Annotated in this window: 21 protein-coding genes; 10 read left to right on the top strand and 11 right to left on the bottom strand. The window is 68.6% G+C overall.

Features of this window, described 5'->3' with window-relative positions; all coding sequences use genetic code 11:
• Positions 1 to 57: 57 nt before the first annotated feature.
• Together ACJASC_RS04440 and ACJASC_RS04435 are read left to right on the top strand one after the other, a co-directional pair.
• Positions 58 to 2,406 (top strand): heavy metal translocating P-type ATPase, encoded by a 2,349-nt coding sequence (locus ACJASC_RS04440; RefSeq protein ID WP_415143878.1) that lies wholly within the window; start codon positions 58 to 60, stop codon positions 2,404 to 2,406.
• Between the two features lie 71 nt (positions 2,407 to 2,477).
• A complete protein-coding gene (locus ACJASC_RS04435) occupies positions 2,478 to 2,735 on the top strand; it encodes a hypothetical protein (RefSeq protein WP_415143876.1) in 258 nt (85 codons plus the stop codon).
• Here the strand turns inward: ACJASC_RS04435 and xylA are convergent.
• Positions 2,726 to 4,033, bottom strand: coding sequence for a xylose isomerase (xylA, locus tag ACJASC_RS04430; protein ID WP_415143874.1), 1,308 nt, complete (start codon positions 4,031 to 4,033; stop codon positions 2,726 to 2,728). The genes ACJASC_RS04435 and xylA overlap by 10 nt on opposite strands.
• A gap of 117 nt (positions 4,034 to 4,150) precedes the next feature.
• Positions 4,151 to 5,179 (bottom strand): LacI family DNA-binding transcriptional regulator, encoded by a 1,029-nt coding sequence (locus tag ACJASC_RS04425; protein WP_415143872.1) that lies wholly within the window; start codon positions 5,177 to 5,179, stop codon positions 4,151 to 4,153.
• A gap of 311 nt (positions 5,180 to 5,490) precedes the next feature.
• Here ACJASC_RS04425 and ACJASC_RS04420 point away from each other — a divergent pair, with 311 nt between their 5' ends.
• From ACJASC_RS04420 to ACJASC_RS04410, 3 genes are all read left to right on the top strand, one after another.
• Positions 5,491 to 5,928, top strand: coding sequence for a universal stress protein (locus tag ACJASC_RS04420; protein WP_021694734.1), 438 nt, complete (start codon positions 5,491 to 5,493; stop codon positions 5,926 to 5,928).
• An 11-nt stretch (positions 5,929 to 5,939) separates the two neighbouring features.
• A complete protein-coding gene (locus ACJASC_RS04415) occupies positions 5,940 to 7,487 on the top strand; it encodes an alanine/glycine:cation symporter family protein (protein ID WP_415143870.1) in 1,548 nt (515 codons plus the stop codon).
• Positions 7,488 to 7,651: 164 nt separating this feature from the next.
• Positions 7,652 to 8,983, top strand: coding sequence for a VTT domain-containing protein (locus ACJASC_RS04410; RefSeq protein ID WP_415143868.1), 1,332 nt, complete (start codon positions 7,652 to 7,654; stop codon positions 8,981 to 8,983).
• Between the two features lie 93 nt (positions 8,984 to 9,076).
• Here the strand turns inward: ACJASC_RS04410 and ACJASC_RS04405 are convergent, their stop codons facing one another.
• The 7 genes from ACJASC_RS04405 to ACJASC_RS04375 all read right to left on the bottom strand — a co-directional run bounded on the left by ACJASC_RS04405 (position 9,077) and on the right by ACJASC_RS04375 (position 15,859).
• Positions 9,077 to 10,852 (bottom strand): PQQ-dependent methanol/ethanol family dehydrogenase, encoded by a 1,776-nt coding sequence (locus ACJASC_RS04405; protein WP_415143866.1) that lies wholly within the window; start codon positions 10,850 to 10,852, stop codon positions 9,077 to 9,079.
• A 231-nt stretch (positions 10,853 to 11,083) separates the two neighbouring features.
• Positions 11,084 to 11,629 carry a tetratricopeptide repeat protein gene (locus tag ACJASC_RS04400; RefSeq protein ID WP_415143864.1) on the bottom strand — a complete coding sequence of 182 codons (546 nt, stop codon included), beginning with the start codon at positions 11,627 to 11,629 and terminating at the stop codon, positions 11,084 to 11,086.
• A 67-nt stretch (positions 11,630 to 11,696) separates the two neighbouring features.
• Entirely contained in the window at positions 11,697 to 12,467 is a 771-nt protein-coding gene (locus ACJASC_RS04395; RefSeq protein ID WP_415143911.1) for an ABC transporter permease, read from the bottom strand.
• 92 nt (positions 12,468 to 12,559) lie between these two features.
• On the bottom strand, positions 12,560 to 13,279 hold the full coding sequence (locus tag ACJASC_RS04390) for an ABC transporter ATP-binding protein (RefSeq protein ID WP_415143862.1): 720 nt from the start codon (positions 13,277 to 13,279) through the stop codon (positions 12,560 to 12,562).
• Positions 13,276 to 13,716 (bottom strand): hypothetical protein, encoded by a 441-nt coding sequence (locus tag ACJASC_RS04385; protein ID WP_415143860.1) that lies wholly within the window; start codon positions 13,714 to 13,716, stop codon positions 13,276 to 13,278. The genes ACJASC_RS04390 and ACJASC_RS04385 overlap by 4 nt, the downstream gene beginning before the upstream one ends.
• Positions 13,713 to 14,690 carry a YVTN family beta-propeller repeat protein gene (locus ACJASC_RS04380; RefSeq protein ID WP_415143858.1) on the bottom strand — a complete coding sequence of 326 codons (978 nt, stop codon included), beginning with the start codon at positions 14,688 to 14,690 and terminating at the stop codon, positions 13,713 to 13,715. Before ACJASC_RS04380 ends, ACJASC_RS04385 begins: the two co-directional genes overlap by 4 nt.
• On the bottom strand, positions 14,687 to 15,859 hold the full coding sequence (locus ACJASC_RS04375; protein WP_415143856.1) for an ABC transporter substrate-binding protein: 1,173 nt from the start codon (positions 15,857 to 15,859) through the stop codon (positions 14,687 to 14,689). Before ACJASC_RS04375 ends, ACJASC_RS04380 begins: the two co-directional genes overlap by 4 nt.
• A 141-nt stretch (positions 15,860 to 16,000) precedes the next feature.
• Between ACJASC_RS04375 and pedF the strand changes: the two genes are divergently transcribed.
• Positions 16,001 to 16,681: a cytochrome c-550 PedF gene (pedF, locus tag ACJASC_RS04370; protein WP_415143854.1), complete on the top strand. Its 681-nt coding sequence runs from the start codon at positions 16,001 to 16,003 to the stop codon at positions 16,679 to 16,681.
• The gene (locus tag ACJASC_RS04365; RefSeq protein WP_415143852.1) at positions 16,681 to 17,574 is read left to right on the top strand and encodes a substrate-binding periplasmic protein; all 894 of its coding nucleotides are present in this window, start codon (positions 16,681 to 16,683) and stop codon (positions 17,572 to 17,574) included. The genes pedF and ACJASC_RS04365 overlap by 1 nt, the downstream gene beginning before the upstream one ends.
• A gap of 4 nt (positions 17,575 to 17,578) precedes the next feature.
• Here ACJASC_RS04365 and ACJASC_RS04360 read toward each other — a convergent pair whose 3' ends face one another.
• Both ACJASC_RS04360 and ACJASC_RS04355 read right to left on the bottom strand, forming a co-directional pair.
• Positions 17,579 to 18,460: an FAD:protein FMN transferase gene (locus ACJASC_RS04360; RefSeq protein WP_415143850.1), complete on the bottom strand. Its 882-nt coding sequence runs from the start codon at positions 18,458 to 18,460 to the stop codon at positions 17,579 to 17,581.
• 8 nt (positions 18,461 to 18,468) lie between these two features.
• Positions 18,469 to 20,577, bottom strand: a complete 2,109-nt coding sequence (locus ACJASC_RS04355; protein WP_415143848.1) for a 4Fe-4S binding protein — start codon at positions 20,575 to 20,577, stop codon at positions 18,469 to 18,471.
• Between the two features lie 135 nt (positions 20,578 to 20,712).
• On the opposite strand from ACJASC_RS04355, the gene ACJASC_RS04350 reads away from it, so the two are divergent.
• From ACJASC_RS04350 to ACJASC_RS04340, 3 genes are read left to right on the top strand one after another with little or no spacing between them, the layout of a single operon-like run.
• Positions 20,713 to 21,408 carry a response regulator gene (locus ACJASC_RS04350; RefSeq protein WP_415143846.1) on the top strand — a complete coding sequence of 232 codons (696 nt, stop codon included), beginning with the start codon at positions 20,713 to 20,715 and terminating at the stop codon, positions 21,406 to 21,408.
• A 24-nt stretch (positions 21,409 to 21,432) separates the two neighbouring features.
• On the top strand, positions 21,433 to 22,599 hold the full coding sequence (locus ACJASC_RS04345; RefSeq protein WP_415143844.1) for an FIST N-terminal domain-containing protein: 1,167 nt from the start codon (positions 21,433 to 21,435) through the stop codon (positions 22,597 to 22,599).
• Complete coding sequence (locus ACJASC_RS04340; RefSeq protein WP_415143842.1) at positions 22,596 to 24,806, top strand: hybrid sensor histidine kinase/response regulator; 2,211 nt, start codon at positions 22,596 to 22,598, stop codon at positions 24,804 to 24,806. The genes ACJASC_RS04345 and ACJASC_RS04340 overlap by 4 nt, the downstream gene beginning before the upstream one ends.
• Positions 24,807 to 24,919: the final 113 nt, after the last annotated feature.

The following is a 24,919-nucleotide window of genomic DNA, read 5'->3' as shown; positions in this document are numbered from 1 at the left end:
GGGTATGATACGGCATCGAGGCGCCGAGTCGGCGCCTCCGCAGCAAGGAGACTTGCCATGGACCACAGCAGTCATGCGCATGCGCATCATCACCCCCTTCCCGGCGATCGCACCGCGACCGATCCGGTCTGCGGCATGAGCGTCGATGTCGAAGCCGCCAAGCATGTCTCGGAGCACGGGGGGGAGACCTTCTACTTCTGCTCGGCCAAGTGCCGCGAGAAGTTCGATACCCGGCCCGAGGTCTTTCTCGATCCCTCGCTGAAGGCCGCGCCGCCCGAGCGCGTGGACGAGATCTACACCTGCCCGATGCACCCCGAGATCGAACAGGTCGGTCCGGGCTCCTGCCCGATCTGCGGCATGGCGCTGGAGCCCAAAGGCATTCCGATGACCGAGGGCCCGAGCGAGGAATACATCGACTTCCGCCGCCGCTTCATTCTCGGCGCGGTGCTGACCGTCCCGCTTGCGGTCATCGCGATGGGCCGGCATTTCGCGCCACACGCCTTTGCCATCATCTCGGCCCCGATGCTCGACTGGATCGAGCTGATCCTCGCGACGCCGGTGGTGCTGTGGTGTGCCCTGCCCTTCTTCGAGCGCGGCTGGGCCTCGGTCCGCAATCGAAGCCTCAACATGTTCACGCTGATCGCGCTCGGGGTTGGCGTGGCCTATGTCTATTCGGTCGTCGCCACCGTCGCGCCGGGTCTCTTCCCGCCGCAGTTCCGCGGCCATGAGGGAGAGGTCGGCGTCTATTTCGAGGCGGCGGCGGTGATCGTGACGCTGGTGTTGTTGGGCCAGCTTCTGGAACTGCGCGCGCGCGAACGCACCGGGGGCGCGATCCGGGCGCTGCTCGATCTCGCCCCCAAGACGGCACGGCTGGTGGACGAGCGTGGCGAGCGCGACGTGCCGCTCGACATGCTACGCTCAAACGACCGGCTGCGCGTGCGCCCGGGCGAGAGCGTGCCGGTGGACGGCGTGGTGGTCGAGGGCCGATCCTCGATCGACGAGAGCATGATCACCGGGGAGCCGATCCCGGTCGAGAAGGCCGAGGGCGATCCGGTTACCGGCGGATCGATCAACCAGACCGGCAGTTTCATCATGGAGGCGCAGCGCGTCGGTGCCGACACCATGCTCAACCGCATCGTCGCCATGGTGGCCGAGGCGCAGCGCAGCCAGGCGCCGATCCAGAAGCTCGCCGACAAGGTCTCGGGCTACTTCGTGCCCGCCGTGGTCGGCGTGGCCATCCTCGCCTTCGTGGTCTGGAGCATCTTCGGCCCCGACCCGGCCATGGCCTTCGCGCTGGTCTCCGCCGTGTCGGTGCTGATCATCGCCTGTCCCTGTGCCTTGGGCCTCGCCACGCCGATGTCGATCATGGTGGGCGTCGGCAAGGGCGCGGGGCACGGTGTGCTGATCAAGAACGCCGCCGCGCTCGAACGCTTCGCCGCCGTCGACACGCTGGTCGTGGACAAGACCGGCACCTTGACCGAGGGGCGCCCGGCACTGGTCGAGGTATTGGCCGAAGGCATGACCGAGGACGAGCTTCTGGGCCTCGTGGCGGCGCTCGAGGCGCAGTCCGAGCATCCGCTGGCGCGTGCCATCGTCGAGGGTGCATCGGCGCGCGGCATCGCCCTGCCCGAGGTCGAGGACTTCGACAGCGCCACCGGCAAGGGCATCTCGGGTCGCGTCGCGGGCCGCAGCATCGCCATCGGCAACGTCGCGATGATGCAGGATGCGGGCGCCGATACAGCCCTCCTGTCCGAGCGGGCCGATGCCGCGCGGCGCAAGGGGCAGACGGCCATCCTCGTGGCGGTGGACGGGCGCGCCACCGGGCTGGTCGCCGTGGCCGACCGGATCAAGGAGACGACGCCCAAGGCCATCGCGGCGCTGCATGACGAGGGCCTGCGCATCGTCATGCTCACCGGCGACAACGAGGTGACGGCCCGCGCCGTGGCCGAGGATCTTGGCATCGACGAGGTGATCGCCGAAGTGCTGCCCGCCGACAAGCAGGCGGCGATCCGAAGGCTGCAATCGGAGGGCCGCACCGTGGCGATGGCCGGCGACGGGGTGAACGATGCCCCTGCCCTTGCCGCCGCGGATGTCGGCATCGCCATGGGCACCGGCGCCGATGTCGCGGTCGAAAGCGCGGGCGTCACGCTGGTGCGCGGCGACCTGACGGCGCTGGTCACCGCGCGCCGGCTCAGCCGCGCCACGGTGCGCAACATCAAGCAGAACCTGGCCTTCGCCTTCTTTTACAACGGCCTCGGCGTGCCTATCGCCGCGGGCCTGCTCTACCCCTTTACCGGGCTGCTGCTGTCGCCGGTGATCGCCGCTGCCGCGATGAGCCTGTCCTCGGTCTCGGTGATCGGCAACGCGCTCAGGCTGCGCGCTGCCCGGGTGGGGTTCGACGGGTGACACGAAGTGCGGGGCGGCGCCGAACCCGCCGCCCCGCTTCTGGTTGAGTTCGAAAGATAGGGAGACAGACCATGTCGAAGTCGAAGAACATCGCGCTCGGCGTGCTGATCGGCAGCATCGGCACCGTCGGCATCGCTGCCTTGGGCGGCATCGCCTATGTCTATTCGGGCGGCTACAACGTCGCCGCCACTGAGCCTCATGCGCCGACCATGCGATGGGCGCTCGACACCAGCTATCAAAACTCCGTCCAGATCCGCAGCGATACGACAGCCCGTTCTGACCGAGAGATGGCGGCCCCGCGCGGGGCCGCCACCGCCTCTTACACGTAGCGGTTCACGAGGTTTTCGAGCCGCTCCTGCCGCCCCGAGCGTGGTTCGGGGTTGATCCCCTCCCCCTCGACCCGGGCCGCGATCTCCTCAAATCCGCCCGCGAGCATGGCCTTGGCCTCCGGGCCCTCCCAGCCCGCGTAGCGCGCGTCGCGCGCGGCCTCGAGCTTGCCGTCCTCCAGCATCCTCGCCGCCGCCTTGAAGCCCGCCGCACAGGCATCCATGCCGCCGACATGCGCGAGGATCAGGTCCTCCGGGTCGAGCGACTGGCGCCGCAGCTTGCTGTCGAAATTGGTGCCGCCAGTGGTGAAGCCGCCCGCGCGCAGCACCTCGTAATAGGCCAGCGCCATCTCGGGCACGTTGTTGGGAAACTGGTCAGTGTCCCAGCCTGACTGGTAGTCGTTGCGGTTCATGTCGATCGAGCCGAAGATGCCAAGCTCGCGCGCCAGCGCCAGCTCGTGCTCGAAGCTGTGACCGGCGAGGATCGCGTGGCCCTGCTCGATGTTGACCTTCACTTCCTTTTCCAGCCCGAAATCCTTGAGGAAGCCGTAAACCGTCGCGACGTCGTAGTCGTATTGGTGCTTGGTCGGCTCCTGCGGCTTGGGCTCGATCAGGATGGTGCCGTTGAATCCGATCTTGCGGGCGTACTCCACGGCCTGCGTCAGGAAGCGCCCGGCCTGCTGCCGCTCGCGCCCCATGTCGGTGTTGAGCAGCGTCTCGTAGCCCTCTCGCCCACCCCAAAGCACGTAGTTCTCGCCGCCAAGCTGATGCGTGGCGTCGATGCAGGATTTTACCGTCGCCGCGGCGAAGGCATAAACATCCGGGTCGGGGTTCGTGGCCGCGCCCGACATGTAGCGCCGGTGCGAGAACAAATTCGCCGTGCCCCACAGAAGCTTGGTGCCGGTGGCCTCCATCTTGCCTTGGAAATAATCGGTGATCTCGCGCAGGTTGCGGGTGTTCTCGGCGAAGCTCGCGCCTTCGGGCCGCGCATCGACGTCGTGGAAGCAGAAATAAGGCGCGCCGAGGATCTCGAACATCTCGAAGGCGACATCGGCCTTGAGCTTGGCCTTCTCCATCCCCTCACCGAACCAAGGCCGCTCAAAGGTCTGCCCACCGAAGGGATCGCCACCCTCCCAGGCGAAGCTGTGCCAATAGGCGATCGAGAAGCGCAGATGCTCCTTCATCGGCTTGCCCATCACCACCTCCCCGGGGGCGTAGTGGCGGAACGCGAAGTCGTTGTCGCTGTCGCTGTCGGGTCCCTCGTGGCGGATTGCCGGAATGCCCTTGAAGAAATCTGTCATGGTGGTCTCGTTCCTCGCCTGCCGATATGCCCTGCGGTGCAGCATCCGGCCCTTCATTTCTGACTAACGTACATCAAGTAGAGCGAACCGCAAAGCCTCCTCTATGGGAAGTACGGTTCAGCGCAAGTTGTCGCGCAGGAAGATTTCGATATGGACCAGTCCGGTCCGCGCATCGATTGGCACCGCTTCGATAAGGCTACGAATGATGACGAGGGCGCTCGCCACCTCCCTGTGGATGTCCTGTTGCAGCACGGCGTCGAACACCCCGTCCTGCAAGGCCACGCGGGACTGATCGGTCAACTCATGCACGACCACCATGGGTCGCGGGACAGCCCCCGCTCGGTCAAGCGCACCGCGCAGGCCGCGATTGCCGCCGCCAAGGCTGTAGATGCCAATGATGTCGTCATGTTTGCGAAGCACGTCGCTCAGGAGCGCCTCGACCCGAGCGGCCTCGTCGCCGCCCTCGATAGGAGGCAGCAGATCCAGATCCGGAAACTCCGCATGCATGACCTGCTCGAAGCCGAGCCTGCGTTCGACGTGATCGCGCACCAGCATCGATCCGGCGACGATCGCGATGCGGCCCCGCCGGTCGGCGCAGAACCGGCCCAGCAGCCCGGCGGCGGTGCGCCCGGCCGAGACGTTGTCGATACCCACGAAATGGGCACGTGCCGAGGCCGAGAGGTCGGAGATCAAGGTCACCACCTGAATACCTGCAGCGCGCAGTTCTGAGACGGCCTGCCGGACCTCGGCCGACTCCGTGGCGACCATCACCACCCCGTCGACCCCCGCCTCTTTCGCACGGCGTAGCGCCGCCGCGAGCGCCCGGTCATCGAATGGCGGCACCAGCGAGACGGTGATCTCGGTGCGATCGCGCAGCGCGATCCGCGCATGCGTTTCCAACTCGGCCGCGAGGTTGCGCATGAAGCTGTTCGGCCCGTCGGGGATCACAAAATGGATGTCGTAGATCCGCTTGCGCGACAGGTTCGCGGCCATCAGGTCGCGCTCGTAACCGAGCTGTTTCATCGCCGCGCGAACCCGCTCCTGCGTGGTCGCCCGCACCCCGTCGCGCCCGTTCAGGACCCGGTCGACGGTGGACAGGCTGACCTTGGCCACGCGCGCTACGTCATGTACGGTCGGTCGCGACATCTGGCCAGTCTCCTTGGTCTTCATGATGTCCGGGTTAGACCAGCGACGGGCGATCGACAATCTGACGCCGCGCCAAAGCCCCCTGCCCCGCGCCGCTCTGGCCCCTAGCGCAGGCCGTTCAGCGGCCAGCCGACTTACGGGGCCGGCCTCGATTTGCACCTCTCGGCGTCATTCGCGCCGAAACAAACCCACGACAATCTGGCATCCGCGCTTCTAAGATGATCACAGGGGTGTTTCCGACCGTCGCGGCGACCCGGCGAAAGCCATGGTGCCGTGCAAGGTCATGCCCGAGCAAGACAAGGAGAGGCTCAATGACAACCAAGCTCGTTGTCGGACTGGACGGCCATGCCTCGGGGGAACGCGCCCTCGATTTCGCCGTCACGCAGGCCCGGCTCATCGGGGAGTGCGATCTCGTAGTCGCCTATGTGATCGAATGGTCCCCCTTTTCGTTCCATTCCGCCGAGGAAAACGCCCAGCGCCACAAGCGCCGCGAGGAAGAGATCAGCACGGTGATGACCCGCGTGATCGACCCGGCGGTAAAGAAGCTGCAAGCGCTGGGGCTGACCGTCACCGGAAAGGTGCGCCATGGCGACGTGGCCGACACGCTCAACGCCATCGCGAAGGAACAGAAGGCCGCGCAGATCATCGTGGCGCGCTCCTCGGAGGGCGGCTTTTCAAGCCGCATCTTCGGCTCCTCGACCTTCAACCTCGTGAAGGGGGCCGACGTGCCGGTCACGGTGGTGCAATGAAAGGGTCGCGGATGACCGGAACCATGATCGCGGCGCTCGCCGCCGCCATGCTCACCGCCGTTCCCGCCGCCGCGCAGGAGGGCTCCTCGCTCGACGCGCGCGTCAACGAGATCTTCGCGGACGTGACGGGGCCCTTCGTCAGCTTCATCTTCGCGCCGCTCTACGGCACGGATTTCCCGTGGATCGTGATGTGGCTCGTCATCGCGGCCACGGTCTTCACGCTCTATTTCGGCTTCGTGCAGTTCCGCTATTTCGGCCATTCGATCCGACTGGTGAAGGGCGACTTCTCCGATCCCGACGACGCAGGCGAGGTCAGCCATTTCCAAGCGCTCGCCACGGCGCTGTCGGGCACGGTGGGGCTTGGCAACATCGCGGGCGTCGCGGTGGCCGTCGGCATCGGCGGGCCGGGCGCGACCTTCTGGATGATCCTCGCGGGGCTCTTGGGCATGGCGTCCAAGTTCACCGAATGCACCTTGGGCGTGAAGTACCGCAACGAGTACGAGGACGGCACCGTCTCCGGCGGACCGATGTATTACCTCTCCAAGGGTTTTCGTGAGCTTGGCCTGCCCGGTGGCGGCTTCCTCGCGGTGCTGTTCTCGATCTTCTGCATCCTCGGCGCGCTGGGCGGCGGCAACATGTTCCAGGCCAACCAGGCGCATGCGCAGATCTCGGGCATCGTCGGCGACTATCCGGGCTGGATCACCGGCCTCGTCTTCGCCTCCGTGGTCTTTCTCGTCATCGTCGGCGGCATCAAGTCGATCGCCCGCGTCACCGAGAAGATCGTGCCTTTCATGGGCATCCTCTATGTCGGCGCGGCGCTGATCATCCTGATCGTCGAATACGACAAGATCGGCTGGGCCTTCGGCCAGATCTTCGCCGGTGCCTTCAGCGGTCTGGGCGTCGCGGGCGGTCTCGTCGGCGCGCTGATCCAAGGCTTCAAGCGCGCGGCTTTCTCGAACGAAGCAGGCGTGGGCTCGGCCGCGATCGCCCATTCGGCGGTACGCACCAAGGAGCCGATCACCGAAGGCTTCGTCTCGCTGCTCGAGCCGCTGATCGACACGGTGGTGATCTGCACCATGACCGCGCTCGTCATCACCATCTCGGGCCAGCTCATCATGGACCCGCAGACGGGACGCTTCGTTCTCGACGAGGCAGGAGCCGCGATCGCCACGATCGACGGCAACACCGGCGTGGCGCTGACCTCGGCGGCCTTCGCCGAAGGGATCAGCTGGTTCCCCTACGTGCTCGCGGTGGCGGTGGTGCTCTTCGCCTTCTCGACGATGATCAGCTGGTCCTATTATGGGCTGAAGGCCTGGACCTACCTGTTCGGCGAGGGCAAGACCAAGGAGCTGGTGTTCAAGCTCATCTTCTGCGCCTTCGTGGTGGTCGGCGCGGCAGCCAATCTCGGCCCCGTGATCGACTTCTCGGATGCGGCGATCTTCGCCATGGCGGTGGTCAACATCTTCGGCCTCTATTTCCTGATGAAGGTCGTGCGCGCGGAATTGCGCTCCTATGGGCGGCGCCTGCGCAGCGGCGAGATCGTGGCCTATACGGACTGATCCGACCGGCCTTCCCGCCCCCGCGGCGGGGAGGCCACGGCCGCCGCGAGGCGTCCTGATCGGGCCCGGTGCAGGAATGCGGCACCGTACGGTGGCAGGTTCGGAACGTGGATGCACCCGGTCTTGAGAGCCTGTAGAGATCCCCAGGCGAGGCGGCCGACCTCGTGGCCGAATGGGGAACCGGGAACATGGTGTCGTGGGGCGAACCGGCGCTGCTGCTGGCGACAATCATCAATCAGCTGCCCGTGATCAGCATCTTCGTGCCGACCGAGCCGGTCTATGTCTATCTCGGCACGCAGCTTCCGGCGGCGGGCGGGCCTTCGCTTCTCCTATGCATGATCGGCGTCTGGATCGGCAGCCAAGGCGCCTTCTGGCTCGGGCGTACCGCGGGCGCGCGGGTGGTGGCGCGGATGAATGTGGCGCCCCGGGCCATGGCACAGGCGCGGCGGCTGTTCGAGCGGCGCGGCGCGGCCTTCGTGGTGATCGCGCAGATGATCTGGCCCATCGCCACGCTGACGCAGGTCATGGCCGGTGTCTGGGGGATGCGCCCCGCCACCTATCTCGGAGCCTCGGCCATCGGCGCGGTTCTGGCAATCGCCCAATACGCGGCGATCGGATATTTCTCGGCCGCCGGTCTGCACATGCTGGGGCTGCAGCCCGAGGAGCCGCTTCTGGTGTGGATCGGGCCCTACCGGGTGACGATCGGCCTGCTGCTTTTGCTGACGCTCGGCACGCTGCTGATCCTGCGGCGGGCGCGGCATCCGCTGCCGCTGCGGCTGGCCTATGCGGGGCTCCTGGCGCTTGCGATGTTCGTGGCGGTCAATCTCGGGGCGCTGACCAGCCGGGCAGAGGCGGCGGGTGGCGTCGCGCCGCTGCCGCTGGACCTTGCCTGCCGGGCGCTGGACGAGACCCTGATCGCGCGCACCGGCGACACGCCGCTGCATGCGGCGCAGCCGATCAACCTCGCTCTCAGCGGCTTCGACGATCCCGCCGCCCTGTTGCGCAGCCTGGGCTGGCTGCGCAACCGCACCTATGCGGGCGACGGTCTCGACGCGATCGAGATCCTGCGGCTGACCTTCGCGGGGCTGCCGCCCGCCTCGTCGATCTTTCTCGACGGCATCGCCACCGATCTGGCCTGGCAGGAACGGCGCGGCACCGTGCCGCGCACGCAGCTCAGGCTGTGGCGGGTCGCGGTGCCGCAGGGCCTGCCGCCGGTCTATCTCGGGGCGGTCGGGCGCATCGACGCCGTGACGCTGCGCCTGTGGGGCGAGGTGCCGGCACTTGCCTACGACCTGTTCCCCTATACCGACACCGCCCGCAACCGCGAGGCCGAAGCGATCACGGCGGCGGTGGCGGGCGCAAGGTGGCGGCTGGTCGGGCCGAACCGGCCTCTCGACATGGAGAACCGCTTCGAGAGCGATGGTCGCCTTGCCAGCCTGCGCACCCCGGGCACTCCCGGCCTGACGCAGATCTGCGCCGCCCGGACGCCCGGCTGAACCCGATCCTCCGGATACGCGAGGCCCCGGATCCCACGACGGGGCCCGGGGCCATTGACGCCAGCGAGAGGGCGGCAGACCGCCCCCCGGCCTTCACTGAGCAGCGGCCAGTTCCGCCAGCGCCTTTGGCAGCTTGAAGGTCCACAGCGTCGCGCCCTGGTTCAGGAAGTTGACCTTCTTGGCCACCTCGCCGCCCCAGAGCGGCACCGCCCCGCCCCAGCCCGAGATCACCGAAACGAACTGCTCGCCGTCCTGCTCCCAAGTGATCGGCTGGCCGACCACGCCGGAGCCGGTCTGGAAGCTCCACAGCTCCTCGCCCGTCGCGTCGTCGAATGCGATGAACTTGCCCTCCGGCGTGCCGGTGAACACCAGCCCGCCCGCGGTCGACATCACCCCGCCCCAGAGCGGCGCGTCGTTCTTGAACTCCCACACCCATTCGCCGGTCGCGGGATCGATCGCCTTGAGGCTGCCGATGTGATCCTCGTAGAGCGGCTTGATGGTGAAGCCCGCGCCCATGTAGGCCGCGCCCTTCTTGTAGGTCACCGGCTCGTTCCACATGTCCATGCCCCATTCGTTCGACGGGACATAGAACAGGCCAGTGTTCTCGGAGTAGCTCATCGGCATCCAGTTCTTGCCGCCGAGAAACGAGGGCGCGGCGAAGATCGTCTCGCCCTTGGCCTCGCCGGTCAGCTCGGCAGGGCGGCCGGGGCGGTTCGCCTCGACGAAGATCGGCCGACCGGTGTCGTCGATCCCCTCGGCCCAGGTGATATCCTTCACGAAGGGAAAGGCGTCGACAAAGCCGCCATCCGCGCGGTCGAGCACGTAGAAAAAACCGTTGCGGTCGGCGGTGCCGTAACGCTTGTGGCCGTCGGCGTCGGTGAAGCCCACCACCTCGTTGACGCCGTCGAAATCCCAGCCCTCGCGCGGGGTGGTCTGGAAGTGCCACTTGATCTCGCCCGTCGCCGGATCGAGGCCGACGCGGCTCGCGGCATAGAGGTTGTCGCCGGTGTTGCCTTCGACCGGCTCGCCCGCATTGCGCAACCAGCTGTTCCACGGCGCGGGGTTGCCCGCCCCGAAGACCAGCGTGTCGGTCTCGGCATCATAGGAGCCGCCGAGCCATGTCGCGCCGCCGCCGGTCTTCCACATGTCGCCCGGCCATGTCGCGTTGAGCGTGCCGGTCATGGTGCTCTCCTCGCCGTTGAGCGTGCCCATGTGGCCCTCGATCATCGGCCGGGTCCAGACCATCTCGCCGGTCTCGGCGTCGCGGGCCTGCACCTCGCCGACGATCCCGAACTCGCCGCCCGAATTGCCGGTGATGATCAGCCCGTCATGGATCAGTGGCGCAGCGGTGTAGCTGTAGCCTTCCTTGTAGTCGGCGATCTTCTTGTTCCAGACCACGTCGCCGGTCTTGGCGTCGAGCGCCACGAGCCGCGCGTCGAGCGTGCCGAAATAGACCTTGTCGCCGTAGAGCGCGGCCCCGCGGTTGACCACGTCGCAGCACGGCAGGATGCCCTCGGGCAGCCGGGCGTCGTATTGCCACAGCTCCTCGCCGGTCGTCACGTCGATGGCGTAGAGCCGCGAATAGGAGCCGGTGATGTACATCACCCCGTCATGCACGAGCGGCTGCGTCTCCTGCCCACGCTGCTTTTCGCCGCCCAGCGCGAAGGCCCATGCCGGGACCAGATATTCGATGTTGTTTCGGTTGAGAGTGTCGAGCGGGCTGTAGCGTTGCAGACCGCGGCCCATGCCGTTGGTGACCACGTCTCCGGTGGTCATGGCGTCGTTGGCGATGTCCTCGTCGGTGACTTGGGCCCGTGCGGCCTGGGTCGTGATCAGCGCGACGCAGGCGGCGGCGATGAAGCAGTTCATATGGGTCTCCTCCCTGGCGTGGTGGCGCCGGGGGCCCGCGCGGGGACACCTTCGCCGCCCCCATGATCGCCGCCGCGACAGGCGCCGGAAATCGGACGATGGTCGTAGCCCGTCCCCCCTGCCAAGGTCGTAGGGGCCGCCTGTCTTGTGCCGGCCATGCGCACCACCGCGCCACCCGATGGTCCGGATGACGCGCGGTGGCGGGTTGTAACGGTGGGTCGTGGCGCCGGGTCAATAGGCCTTGAGATACTTCCATTCATCGGCGTCGGGCGTTACCTCGTCGGGGTCGTAGCCCGCCGCGCGCAACCGCTGCGCCGCCTCCAGCCCGGCCTTGGCGGCGGCGTCGACCATCTCGCGCCCCCGTTCGGGATCGGCGGCGACGCCGTGTCCCCGGATCAGCGCGAGGCCGTGGTTGAACGCCCCGATCGGGTCGCCTGCCTCCGCCGCGCGGCGGTCCCATTCGGCGGCGGCGGCCGGATCGCGCGGCCCGGCATAGCCGTTCTCGTCCATGTACCCCATCCACGTCATGGCGCGCGCATAGCCCGCACTGGCGCAGGCATCGAAGGTCTCGCGCGCAGGCGCGTGGCGGCCCGATTTGGTCATCAGGTATCCGGCGGCGCAGTTTGTCATGGAGGTGCGGCCCGCGCGGATATCCTCGACGATCCGCCCCATGGTCATTTCCTCGGGGTTGAGGGTCCCCCGCTCCTGGGCGGTGAGGGGCGCCGGAGCGAGGGACAGGCCGGGCAGCAGGGCGATCAGCAGGCAGGCAATCCGCATGGCGTGGTCTCCTGAAGGAAAGGATAGGCGACGCCCGCGCCGCGTCACCCCGGACATAGGTCGCAGATCACACGCCGCGCCGCACCAGTCCACGCGCCGGGTCATAGCCCCACAGCGCCAGCGCCACAAACACCGCCGCCGCCAGCCCGGTCCAGCCCAGCGCGGGCCAGTTGGCCTCTGCGTAAAGCGCGAAGCGGATCAGTTCGACCGCGTGGGTGAAGGGATTGACGGCGCAGATGTCGTGCAGCAGCGCACTGGCCTCGGCCATCTTCCATAGCGGATAGAGCGCCGAGGACATGAAGAACATCGGGAAGATCACGAAGTTCATGACGCCCGCAAAGTTCTCGAGTTGCCGCACCGTGCTCGACAGTGCGAGGCCCAGCGCCCCGAGCATCAGCCCGGCGGCGAAAAGCGCGGGCAGCACCGCCACATAGCCCGGCCATGGCAGGACGGTGCCAAAAAGCGCGGCCACGGCGAGGAAGGCATAGACCTGCAGGATCGAGATCAGGGTCGAGGCCACGAGCTTGGAGAGCAGGAGCCAGCCACGCGGCAAAGGCGAAGTCAGCAGAAGCCGCATCGAACCCATCTCGCGGTCATGCACGAGGCCGAGCGAGGATTGCATCCCGTTGAACAGCAGGATCATGCCGCACAGCCCGGGCACGATGTAGGTCTCGTAGGTGACATAGGTCTGGTAGGGCGGCGTGATCGACAGGCCGAGCGCCGCGCGAAACCCCGCCGCGAACACCAGCAGCCAGACCAGCGGGCGCACCAGCGCCGCGACCAGCCGGCCACGCTGGCCGACGAAGCGCCGTGCCTCGCGCCGCACGATCCAGAGCATCGCCACCGCATGGGCCCGCGCCGCGGAGGGGCGCGACGCCGTGGCGAGCGAGGCGGCTCGTGGGGCGGTGGCGCGCGGGGCGGCGGTATCGGTCATGCGGCCTCCGAGGTCAGCGCGAGGAACCGCGCGGCGAGGTCGCCCTCCGGGGCGATCTCGCGGGCCGGGACATCGGCTATGACCCGGCCCCGGTGCAGCACCACGACCTGATCGCCGGGCGCCACCTCGTCTGCCAGATGCGTGGCCCAAAGGACGGTCAGCCCGCCCTCCCCCGCCAGATCGTGCACATGCGCGGTGATCGCCGCCCGGCTCGCGGCATCGAGGCCCACCGTCGGCTCGTCGAGCAGCAGAACCGAGGGGCCATGCACCAGCGCACGCGCGATTTCGGCGCGCCTGCGGTGCCCGCCGTTGAGATCGCGCGCCCGCTCATGCGCCCGCTCGCCCATCGCCAGCCGGTCGAGCGCCGCGTCGATGCGGCGCGCGGCCTCGCGCCCGGACAGCCCGTGCAGCGCCGCGAAATATCGCAGGTTTTCGGTCACGCTGAGGTCGAGGTCGAGCGTCGTCTGCTGGAACACCACCCCGATTTCGGCCAGCGCGGTGCGCGGGGCGTCGAACAGATCATGCCCCGCCACCTCGATCCGTCCCGCTTGCACCGTCATCAGCCGGGTGAGCAACGAAAACAGCGTCGACTTGCCCGCGCCGTTGGGACCGAGGAGCGCGCAGAACCGCCCCCGGGGCACCCGCAGCGACACCGTCTCCAGCGCCCGCCGGGCGCCATAGGCATGGCTCACGCCGCTGACGATCAATCCACTCATTCGATCACCACGTCGAGGCGCTGGGTTTCACCGGTGGTGCCGGGCACCCGGATCTCGTAGCGACCCGGCTTGATCGCCACGAAACCGATCTCCATCACCCCGGCCTCGTCGAACTCGACGCTGTCGAGACCGAGCGGCCGGATCTCCAGACCCTCGATGACGATCTCGTCGATCCAGATCGCGCGAAAGAACCCGGGCCCCACCAGCGCCAATTCCTGACTGCCATCGGCCTCGATCTCGATCTCGTAATAGGTGCCGGATTTGAGCGTCAGCGGCGCCTGGGCCAGCGGCATCCCGGCCGAGAGGGTGATCGGCGGCAGGTCCTGCTTGTTGCTGCCGGACAGGAGCCCGGCCATGCCGAAACCGCCATCATCATGATCATCGGCAAGAACGGGCAAAGCGGCGAGCGCGAAGACGCTGGCGAGAATGCGGATCATGCGGGGTCTCCCTGTGCTGGACGAAAGGCCGCGCCCCATGGGAAGCGGCCGACCTTGATGGTCTTGAGCGGTCGGCGCGCGGCCACGTCGATCACCGTCACGTCGCCCGAGACGCCATTGGTGGTAAACAGCAGCGACCGGTCGGCATTGAAGGCCATGTGCCAGACCCGGCGGCCGACGAGGATGTAGTCCTCGACCTCGAAGCTGCGCGCATTCACCACCGCGACGTGGTTCGACGGCCCCAGCGCCACGAAGGCGGTGCTGCCATCCGCCGTCAGCTCGAAGCCCACGGGCTGCACCCGGTCGGGATGCACGCCCGCAACCTCGAAGCCGATCTTGGCCGTCTCGGCCTGCGTCGCGGTGTCGAACACGGTGATCGTGCCGCCGATCTCGGAGCTTACCCAAAGCTCCGTCCCCTCCTTGACGAATTCGGCATGTCGGGGTCGGGCATCGACCAGCGTATTGGCGAATAGGGTCTGCGTCTCGGTGTCGATCCAATGCGCCATGTTGGTGGTCTCGGAGGTGGTGATCGCGATCCGGCCATCCGGGCTCACCGCCATGCCCTCGGGTTCGATGCCGACATCGATCTGCGCGATCACCTTGCGGGTCTCGGTGTCGACCACGGTGGTGATCGCGTCGTCCTCGTTCGCAATGTAGAGCCGCCGGTCGTCGGGGTGCAGCACGAACTGCTCGGGGTCCTCGCCCGATGGCAGATCATGCAGGATCTCTCCGGTTTCGGGGTCCATCACCTGCACCGCGTCGCTGTCCGAGGCACAGATGTAGAGCCGCGAGAAGTCATGGCTGAAGGTCAGCCCGCGTGGCCGCTCTCCCGTGGGGATGGTGCGCGTGACCTCCATCGTCGCCACGTCGATGACGCTGACCGTGTCGTCCTTTTCGTTGGTCACCCAGATTTCGCCCTGACCTTGGGCGAAAGCGGGCGCGGCCATGAGGGCGAAGACGATGGCGTGTCTCATGCGGTATCCTCGAAAGCGGTGCAGGTGGTTTCGGGCGCATCGGTGCCGAGCGTGTCCATCTCGCTCGACGGGTGCAGGAAGCCTTCGAGCGGGGCCATGGCGACGACCGCCCGCTCGGTGACGAGTGGGATAGGCTGGCGCATCTGACCGTCCCAGGCACGAAAGCTGAGCGGACTTCCCAGAAAGCCGCCGAGTTCGAAGGCAGGCCCCAGCAGGAAGGCCCGCAGAATGGCGGGATCGGCAGAGCCGGTCCGGGTCACGGCCTCGCCGATGGCGCGCATCGCGGCCCAGGCGGCAAAGTCGCGCGGGCGCATCTCGCGGTCAGACTGCGCGCGGAACCGCGATTGCAGCTGTGCTGCGCCCCACGCCTCGACCACCGGGGCCCAGGCGACGGGGCGCAACCCTTCCGAGCCCGCGAGCGGGCGCGGCGTCCACGTGTTATAGGCGACGTAGCGCGCGAAATCCCCCGCCTCGTCGGCCACCAGAAGCACGTCGTGTTCGGGCAGGGCTTGGGTGAAGACGGGCACCTCCTGCCCGGCGTTGCGGCGGATATCGGCATCCGCCAGCCACGGCGCTTCGGTGCGCAGCTTCAGCCCGAACTTGGTGAGCGATCCGCGCAGGCTCTCGGCGAAATCCGCATCCTCGGACCGCGCGCCCGTGACCATCGCCAGATCGTCCCAGCGCCGCTGCAGCAGGAACTGCGCGAGGGCGTCGGTGCGCATCGCGGTCGAGGGCAAGGTATGCAGCACGGCGGCGCGGCAATCCACGCCGCGCAGCCGCGCCTCGGGCGCGGCGGTGTTGAAGATGAGCGCGCCGCGCGCCTCCGGCAGATCGGCCACCGCCAGCATCGCTTCGGCGGGCATGTCGAGGATCAGCGGACCGCCGCGCGCAAGCGCGGCTTTCGCGGCCTCCATGAGGTCTCCGCCCGGCGGCACCGAAAGGGTGTGGAGCCTATAGTCATGCCCGAGAAAGCGCCCGGTGGTCGCGTTGTCCGCAAGGCCGAGCGCCGCGCCTGCGCGGCCCTCGTCCTCGGGCCACGTGTCGAGGTTCGAGCGCACCGGAGGGCGGTCGATCTCGGCCCGAAGCCATGTCACCGGCACCTCGATGCCGGCCTGCGCCGTCCCGGCCCAAAGGCCCAGCGCCAAGATGCGTGCCGCGTGACGGATCATCGGTATCCTCCCAACCCCGAGGCTAGCAGCGCCCACGCCCGCCTTCGAATACGACCATGGTCGCGGCCCCGCCGAAGGTCGCATATGCCCCCCCGCGCCGGACGGCTAAGGCTGGAGACGACATTCGCAGGAGGACCCACCATGCCCCGCAAGACCCGCATTCTCGCGACGCTTGGCGCCATCGCCGCCGCCGTCAGCATCGCCCAGGCCGCCGGCCTGCCGCTCGATATCCAGGCGGTGAACACCGACGCGCTGCCCGAGCTCGAGGAGGAATGGCTGACCGTGAACCCCTACCGCGACCAGGGCGAAGAGGTCTGGCAGCAGGCGATCGAGATCGGAGCCTCGGGCTACAACCAGAACTGCGCGCGTTGCCACGGGCTCGGCGCGGTCTCGGGCGGGCTTGCCCCGGACCTGCGGTTCCTCGAGGCCGAGGAGTATGGCGACGAGTGGTACATGGAGCGGTTCCGGCATGGCTTCACCCAGAACGGCGTCACCCGGATGCCAGCCTTCGGCGAGCTTCTGGGCCAGAAGGCCGCATGGGCGATCCGCACCTATCTCGAAACCCGTCCCGACGAGGAAGCGGTGAGCGCGAAGTCCGCCGAGCTGAAGGCGCTTCGCGACACGCTCTCCGATGGCGGCGATCTCGACGCGGAGGCGATCCGGGCCGAGCTATCGGGCATCGCCGAGGAGATCGAGACGCTGTCCGGCGCGCCGATCGCCGATTCCATCGCCTACCGCGCCGCCCATGTCATCGACGGCACGCCCGAAAGCTACCACAAGGCGGCGGAGACGCTGACCGTGGGCCTTTCGGCGGCTCAGTGATGCGCCGCGCGGGCCGCGTGCTGGCCTTTGGCCTCGCCCTCACCTTCGGTGGCGGGTCCGCGCTCGCGCGTTGCGAAGATTACGTGCCGCAGCCCAAGCCCCAGAACGCCGACCGCGACTATATGGGCCAGACCCTCGACGAGATCCTCGATCGGGGCTTCGTCGAATTCGCGGTCTATGCGGATTTCCCGCCATGGTCCTTCGCCGAGGGCGACACCGCCGCGGGGGTCGACGTGGAGATCGGGCGGCTGATCGCCGATGGCATGGGCGTCGAGGCGCGGTTCCGGCTGGTGGCCGCGGCCGAGGACCTCGCCGCCGATCTGCGCAACTGGGTCTGGAAAGGCCCGCTGGTGGGCGGCGGCGTCGCCAACGTGATGCTGCACGTCCCCTATGACAGCGATTTCACCTGCCGCATCGAGCAGGTGATGTTCACCGGTCTTTACGATGTCGAGACCCTCGCCATCGCCTATGACGGGGCGGTGTTTCCCGACGATGCCCCCCTGCCCGCCTATTTCCGGATGCACCGGGTCGGGGTCGAGAACGACTCGATCTCGGATTTCTACCTCTCCGCCATGGCGGGCGGGCAACTCGGTCCTAACATCTCGCGATTTGCGACGCTGGAGGGCGCGATGGCGGCGCTGGCGGCGGGCGAGGTGACGGCGCTGATGGGGCCGCGCGCGCAACTCGAGGCCGGTCTCGGCGGCGCCTTGCTGCATGTGCCGCCCTTTCCCGGCCTGATGAAGCCCGACTGGCCGATCGGCCTCGCGGTGCATCACAGCCACCGGGATCTGGGCTACATGATCGAGGGCATCGTCGCCGAGGCCGTGGCCGACGGGCGGATCGGTGCGATCTTCGAGGCCCGTGGGCTGAGTTGGACCGCGCCCGAGTGGTGAGCACCTAGAGCGTCACCATGTCGCCCGCGCGGTCCACCAGCCTGACCTTGCGCAGCCCCTCGACGCGCAGGCCCTCAATCTCTTCGCGCGGCATCAGGCACATCGCGGTCGACAGCGCGTCGGCCAGCGCAGCCGTATCGGCCTCGACGCTGACGCTCGACCACAGCGGCTGCGCGAGACTGCCGCTCAGCGGGTCGAGGATGTGGCTCGCGTCACCCGGAAGGAGAAGCGCATCGGGGCTGGAGGTGGCGATGGCCCCGCCCGAGAGGCTCACCTGCCCCATGAGCCCTTGCGCGTGGTCCTCGATCCCGATGCGCCACGGCCCGCCCAGCGCCCGCATCTCGCCGATATCGACCAGCGCGCGGCTGAACCCCACCGCTGCCAGCCCCTCGGCCACGCGGTCGCTGGCGAAACCCTGCGCGATGCCGTTGAGCGTCAACGCCTGACCTCTCCCGAGCCGGATGCCGGGCGCGGTCGTCACCCGGCCCCAGCCAATGCGCGCGGCAGCGTCGCGCGCGTCTCCGCCCTCGGCCAGGGCGCGCCACAGCGGCTGCACCGTCGGGTCGAACCGCCCGCCCGTCGCCGCGACGGCCCGGTCGCACAGCGCCATCAAGTTCGTGAAATCGGCGTCGGGCGCCTCGATCCGCCCCGTGGCGTTGAGCCGCGACAGCGCGCTGTCCTCGCGGTAGAGGCTGAACAGCGCCTCCATCCGCTCCAGCGTCTCGCGCGCCGCCGCAAGAGCGGGTTCGACCCGGTGGCGCGGCCCCAAAAGCGTGATCGCGGCGGTGGCCCCCAGCGCGGTGCCGCGCCATGTGGCGGCATGGCCCGCACCGGGGGCCGCGATGGCTGCGGCGGCGATGGCGAGAAAGCGGCGACGGCTCGGCATGGCGGTCCTCATTCGGCGATGAGCGGGGCGGCGGAACGGGCGCGGGACGGGCGGCGCGCATCGAGCACCAGCGGCACGCAGCGCGCCGGATCGTCGTGGATCGACACGCAATCGAGGCATCCGAAGCATTCGGAATAGTTGACGTGGCCTGACTTTTCGATCGCCCCATAGGCGCATTTCACCCGGCACAGCTGGCACGGCGATCCGCATGGCGCCCGCCGCGCGATCCAGTCACGCCCGCGCAGCAGGCCGCCGATCGCCATCACCGCGCCGAGCGGACAGAGATAGCGGCAGAACCCTTTGAACAGCACCGTGCCGAGCAGCAGCCAGAAGGCCGCATAGGCGACGTAATACCATTCGCGCAGGAAGAAGGTGGTGATCGCGGTTTTGAAGGGTTCGATCTCGGCGGCCTTGTCGACGTGATCGGGCGCGAGGATCACCAGCAGGACGAGGCCCGCGAGAGCGATGTATTTCAGCGATTTGAGCCGCCGATCCCAAGTAGCGGAGGGCCGGATCTGCGGCAGGCGCAAAAGCCGCCCCGCATGATGCGCGAACTCCTGCAGCGCGCCGAAGGGGCACAGCCAGCCGCAAAACAGCGCCCGCCCCCAGATCACGAAGCCGAGGATGGCGGCGCCCCAGACCGCAAGGCCGAAGGGGTCGTAGAGCAGAAAGGCGAAACTGCCGCCCTCGATGGCGGTGCGGATCACGCCGAGCACGGTGACGATCGACAGCTGCCCTTGCCCCCACCAGCCGACGAACCCCGTGACCAGCACCAGCGCCGAAAGACGAAACGGCGTCAGCACCTCGGCCGAGGCCGTCCGCCGCAGCCCTGGCCAGAGCGCCGCGAAGAGCGTGGCAAGCAGCAGAGCCAGCAGGCCCAGATCGGCGGTACGCGCGCGCAACGCCTCGCGCCACGGCGATTGGGGCACGGGCTGGGCGGGTCGCTCGAAGAAACGTTCCGGCGTGGCATGGGCGATCTCGAAGCTGGCCGAGCCGATCTCGGGGCGCAGCATCCCATGTTCGCGCAGCGCCAGCACGTTCAGCGTCCATTCCGCCGAAGGGTCGAAACCGAGCCGCCGGTCGGCGCGCAGGATCATCGCGCGGCCCTCCGGCATGCCCGGCGCCAGTTCCACGAAGATGTCGCTGTCGCGCAGCGCCACCGGCAGGCCGCCTTGATGCGCCGAAAGGAGGTCGGGCGCGGTGTTGCGCACGAAATCCTCGCCCACCAGCCCGTGCCGGGCGGATTCGATCAGCAGGATCGGCTCGTCATGCGGCGCGATCTCCGCGAACCGTGCCAGTTCGGCCAATGTTTCCTCGGAGAGCGCCGCGTGGGCGATCGAGGGCGGGCCGAGATCGACCATCCAAAGGTCGAGAAACGCCGCGTCGGGGGCGGCGCGCGCCTCCGGGTCGTCATGGCTCCAGATCGTGCCGGCAAAGCGCGCGTCGAGCTCGGCGTTGCGCACCACGGCATGAGTGGCGATGTCCTGCGCCACGAGGTCGTCCCATGTCAGCGCCTCGACATGGTCGGGGTCGGGCCGCGACGGCGGGGCCGAGGCGATGCCCTGCATCTTCTCGCGTGCCACCTTCAGCGCGGCGGCGAGGATCGACTCGTGGGCGATCCGCACGCTCGCCGTCGCCTTGGTCACCCCGTCGAGATAGACCAGCGAAGAGCCCGCCCCCGCTGCCCCGTAAGGCGTGCCGACCACCAGGCTGTCGGCGATGGACAGCCCGCCATATTGCTCGAGAAACCCGCGCAGCGGCGCTTCGCCCAGACCCGAGACGAAGATCGGCTCGTTCTGCGAGACCAGCCGCACGTCGATGAAGCGCCCTGCGAGATCGAGCGTCACCAGCATGTCGATCGGCGCACCCGAAAACCCCGGCAGCGGCGCGAGAGGCTCGGTCTGGAACACGTAGCCCGCCTGCGTCCCGCCCGAGTTCAGCAGGCTCCAGACGCCGTCCTCGCCGATCGGATCACCCAGAGAATAGGGCGGCACGATCATCTCGGCCAGCGCCTCGCGCGGCAGCGTGCCGAGACGATGCGTATCGGGCGCAGCGAGGCCCGGCACGGCAAGGGCGGGCGCGAGGAGAAGTTGCAGGAGTACGAGAACGAGGCGCATGTCCAACTGCTACGCCCGGCGACCGCGCCGCGACATTCGACCTTGGTGCCGGAGCGCGGTCATGAGACCTTTGGCCTATGTCTGGTCCGCGCGCAGCCTGATAGCCTGACCGGGACGCACCAACGGAGCGGGATCATGGCGCAGGAGAAGCTACAGGCCGAGACGGCGTTCCGCCACGCGCTGGTAATCGACGACCATCCGCTGTTCTGCGACGCGCTCGGACTGACGCTGCGCCATTTCGCCGGGATCGAGCGGATCGACACCGCCGACCGGCTCGAGGCGGCGCTGGCGCGGCTCGGCGCGGGCGAAAAGCCCGATGTGATCCTGCTCGACCTGCACCTGCCCGACGTGTCGGGGCTCGACGGGCTGGTGCGGCTGCGCCGGGTCGCGGGGTCCGCGCCGATCGTCGTGGTCTCGTCTCTCGCCGACCGGCAGGTGGTCTCGGCGGCGATCCGCGCCGGGGCACGCGGCTTCGTGCCCAAGCACAGCGACCGCGAAATGTTCCTGACCGCGTTCCGGATCATCGCGGCGGGCGGGCTCTACCTGCCCGAAGGGATGGACCTGCCCGACGCGCCGGGGCGCGGTTACGAGGACGCGCTCGACCGGCTGGCGCAGCTGACGCCGCAGCAGGCGACGATCCTGCACAGGATCTGCTGCGGCGCGATGAACAAGCAGATCGCCTACGACCTGTCGATCGCCGAAACCACGGTGAAGGCGCATGTCACCTCGATCATGCGCAAGCTGGGCGTCCAGACCCGGACGCAGGCGGTGCTGCTCGCCAAGGAGGCGAGCTTTGGAAACATGTTGCCTGACCCACCGCTGCGGCAGTAGCCTCCGGCCGAGGGAGGACGAGGGATGGAGCTTTGCGCCACCGCGCCCGGGGAGGGGCGCCTCGGCGACGCCACGGTGATGCGCACCGCCAGCGTCTCGGCCTTCGAGCCTGAGGCGGCGCAGGCGTTGATGCGCGCCCTTGGCCCCGGCCCCTTCGCATTGGTCATGATCTTTGCCGCGCCGCGCGCACCGCTCGAGGACATCGCCCGCGCCGCCCGCGCCTGGCCCGGGGCCAAATGCGTCATCGGCTGCACCACGGCGGGCGAGATCACCGGCGCGGGCTATGCCGAGGACGAGATCGTCGGCATCGGCCTGCCTGCCGAATTGTTCGAGGCCGAGATCATGGCGATCCCGGATCTCGCCCGGATCGGTGGACGCGACATGGTCGGCGACATGACCCAAATCCGTCAGAGGCTCGAGGGCCGCCGCCGCGACTGGCCTTCGGAATTTGCGATGCTGCTCGTCGACGGGCTGTCGCGGCGCGAGGATGCGCTCGCCGCCGCGCTGTCGGCGGGGATCGGGCGGGTGCCGCTGTTCGGCGGATCGGCCGGCGATGGAGAAGCCTTCGGCGAGACCCGGGTGCTGATCGACGGCGTCTGGCAGCAGGACGCCGCCGTGCTGGCCTTTGTGCGCACCGCCTGCGGCGCCTCGGTGTTCAACCTCGACCATTTCGACCCGACCGAGGAACGGATGATCGTCACCGAGGCCGACCCCGAGGCCCGCGTGGTGCGCCGTCTCAACGGCGAACCCGCCGCGCGCGAATACGCCCGTGTGCTGGGGTTCGACCACGCGCAGCTTTCGGCCTTCACCTTCGCGGCGCATCCTCTGGTGGTGCGCATCGGCGGGCGTCACCACGTCCGCGCGATCCAGCGGATCGGTGAGGCAGGTGAGCTGATCTTCTATGCCGCGATCGACGAGGGCATGGTGCTGTCTCTGGCCGAGCCACGCGACATCGCCCAGCATCTCGACGCCGCCTTTGAGGAGATGGCGCGCGAGGCCGGGCCGCCCGCCGCGATCCTCGCCTTCGACTGCATCCTGCGTAGGCTCGAAGCCACTGAAAAGCAGATGGGCGGCCAGATGAGCGCGGTGCTGCGCAAGCACCGCATCGTCGGCTTCTCGACCTATGGCGAACAGATGAACGGCCTTCACGTGAACCAGACGATGACGGGCGTGGCCCTCTACCGCCCGTGACGCAGGACGCGGCCGCCACCCATGCGTTCCTCGATCCCGAGGACAGCCTCGAGCGGCAGAACGAGAAGCTGATCCAGATCGTCGATGCGCTGGTGCGGCAAGTCGAGCGCGGCGGCTCGGGCTCGGGCGAGGCCTATGCCCAGTTCCGCCGCGCCGCCCTGCTCGAGGAGCAGGTGCAGGCGCGCACGGTCGAGCTTGAAAACGCGCTGGAGATGCTCAACCGTTCCAACGCCCGTCTGGCACAGGCGATGCGCGAGACCGAGGCCGCGCGGCGCGACCTGTCGACCGCGATCGAGACGGTGCAGGAGGGCTTCGCCATGTTCGACCTCTCCGGCGCCATGGTGATGTGCAATTCCCGCTTTGGCATGCACATGGAGGATCTGCGCGATACGCTGCGTCCCGGCTTGCGCTTCGACGACTACATCGCCCATGTCGCAGGCTCGCGTTCGCTGTCCCTGCCGCCCGGCGAGACGCCGCAGATGTGGCAGGCGCGGCGGCTGGCGCGGCACGACGACCGGCACGCGATCTTCAACGTCTCTCTGGCGGGCGACCACTGGGTGCAGGTGAGCCAGCACCGCACGCCCGGCGGCGGCACGGTGATCATGCAGACCGACGTGACCGACATGATCCGCGCCGAGCGGCAGGCGCGCGAGCGGATGCTCGACGACCAGTCGCGCATGGCGCGCGCCACGCTCGACCACATCAAGCAGGGGATCTGCATCTTCGACGGCAGGCTGCGGCTTGCGGGGTGGAACGACGGTCTGAGCCAGCTCATGGGCGTGCCGACGCCGCGGCTCAGGCGCGGACTGCAGTTTCCGGCGCTGTGGCGGATGATCGACCAGGATTTCGGCCTTGATGGAGACATGACGATGCAGCGGCTCACGACGTGGGTCGAGGCACCGGTGGCACGCCAGCCGCTGCGGTTCCGGATGCGCAGCGAAGACCAGCGTTTCATCGACGCGAGCGCCCAGCAGATGCCCGATGGCGGCTTCGTCTTCAGCTTTACCGACATCACCGCCGAACGCCGCGCGATCCGTGACCTCGCACGCACCAACGAGGCGCTGGAGGAGCGGGTCCGCGCGCGCACGCTTGAACTCGAGGACGCGCTGGAGCGGGCGGGACGCGCCAATGCCAGCCGCTCACGCTTTGTCGCCGCCACCAGCCACGACCTGCTGCAGCCTCTCTCGGCGGCGAACCTGTTCCTGTCGGCGCTGGCGTATGACGACCCGGCCAACCGCGAGGTGCTGGGCAAGGCGCATGACGCGCTGCACAGCGTCGAGGCGATCCTGCACGCGCTTCTCGACATCTCCAAGCTGGAGCTGGGCCACGCCTCGATGGATGTGGGCCCGGTGGCGCTCGGGCCGGTGCTGGCGCAGCTGCACGACCAGTTCGCGCTGCAGGCGCAGGCCAAGGGGCTCAGGCTCGACATCGTGCCCACCGGCCTCGTGGTGTCGAGCGATCGGACCTATCTCAAGCGGGTGCTGCAGAACCTGATCGGCAACGCGGTGCGCTATACCGGGACGGGCCGCGTCCTCGTCGGTGTGCGGCGGCGCGGCGGCGCGGCGGTGGTCGAGGTCTGGGACACCGGACCCGGCATCGCCGAAGAGGACATGCAGACGATCTTTCGCGAATTCTCGCGGCTCAATGCCCGCGCCAGCGCCTCCGAGGGCATGGGGCTGGGCCTCGCCATCGTCGAGCGCGCCTGCGCGATCCTCGGCCATCCGCTCGACTTGGCCTCCGAGCCGGGCCGCTTCACGCGGTTCAGCGTCGGCGTGCCCGTCACCATCGCCCGCGCCCCCGACGCCGAGGCCCCGGGCCGGGCGCTGTCGGAGACGGGCGGCGGGCCCGAGCAGGTGGCGCTTCTGGTCGAGAACGACGCCGAGGTGCGCCGTGCCATGTGCCACCTGCTGGAGCGCTGGGGTCTCACCGTGCTCGACGTCGAGAGCGGCGAGGCGGCGCTGATGCTGCTCGATGAGACCGGGGCCGAGCCGGATTTCCTGCTCGTGGACCAGCAGCTCGGTGCCGGGATGACCGGGCTCGACACCATCGCGGCGCTGCGCCTGCTCCTGCCCGACCGCCCCTTGCGCCTCGTCACCGCCGACCGCTCGCCCGAACTGCGGGACGCGGCGCGGCAGGCCGGGGTGACGATCCTGCCCAAGCCCGTCTCCACCCATGATCTGCGCCGCTTTCTGGGGCGCGGCGGCTAGGCCCACCTTGGTCGTACGACCATGGCCGCATTTCTGGATCGCACCGCTTTGGGCATCCTCGACCGCAGACGCCGCCCCCCGCACCGATGCGGGGTCCGGCGTTCCTGTAGGGA

The organism is Limimaricola cinnabarinus, assembly GCF_047631075.1.
Classification (GTDB): Bacteria; Pseudomonadota; Alphaproteobacteria; order Rhodobacterales; family Rhodobacteraceae; genus Limimaricola; species Limimaricola cinnabarinus.
Note: the sequence above shows the minus strand (reverse complement) of the source record. Positions and strands in the feature narration are given on the sequence as shown.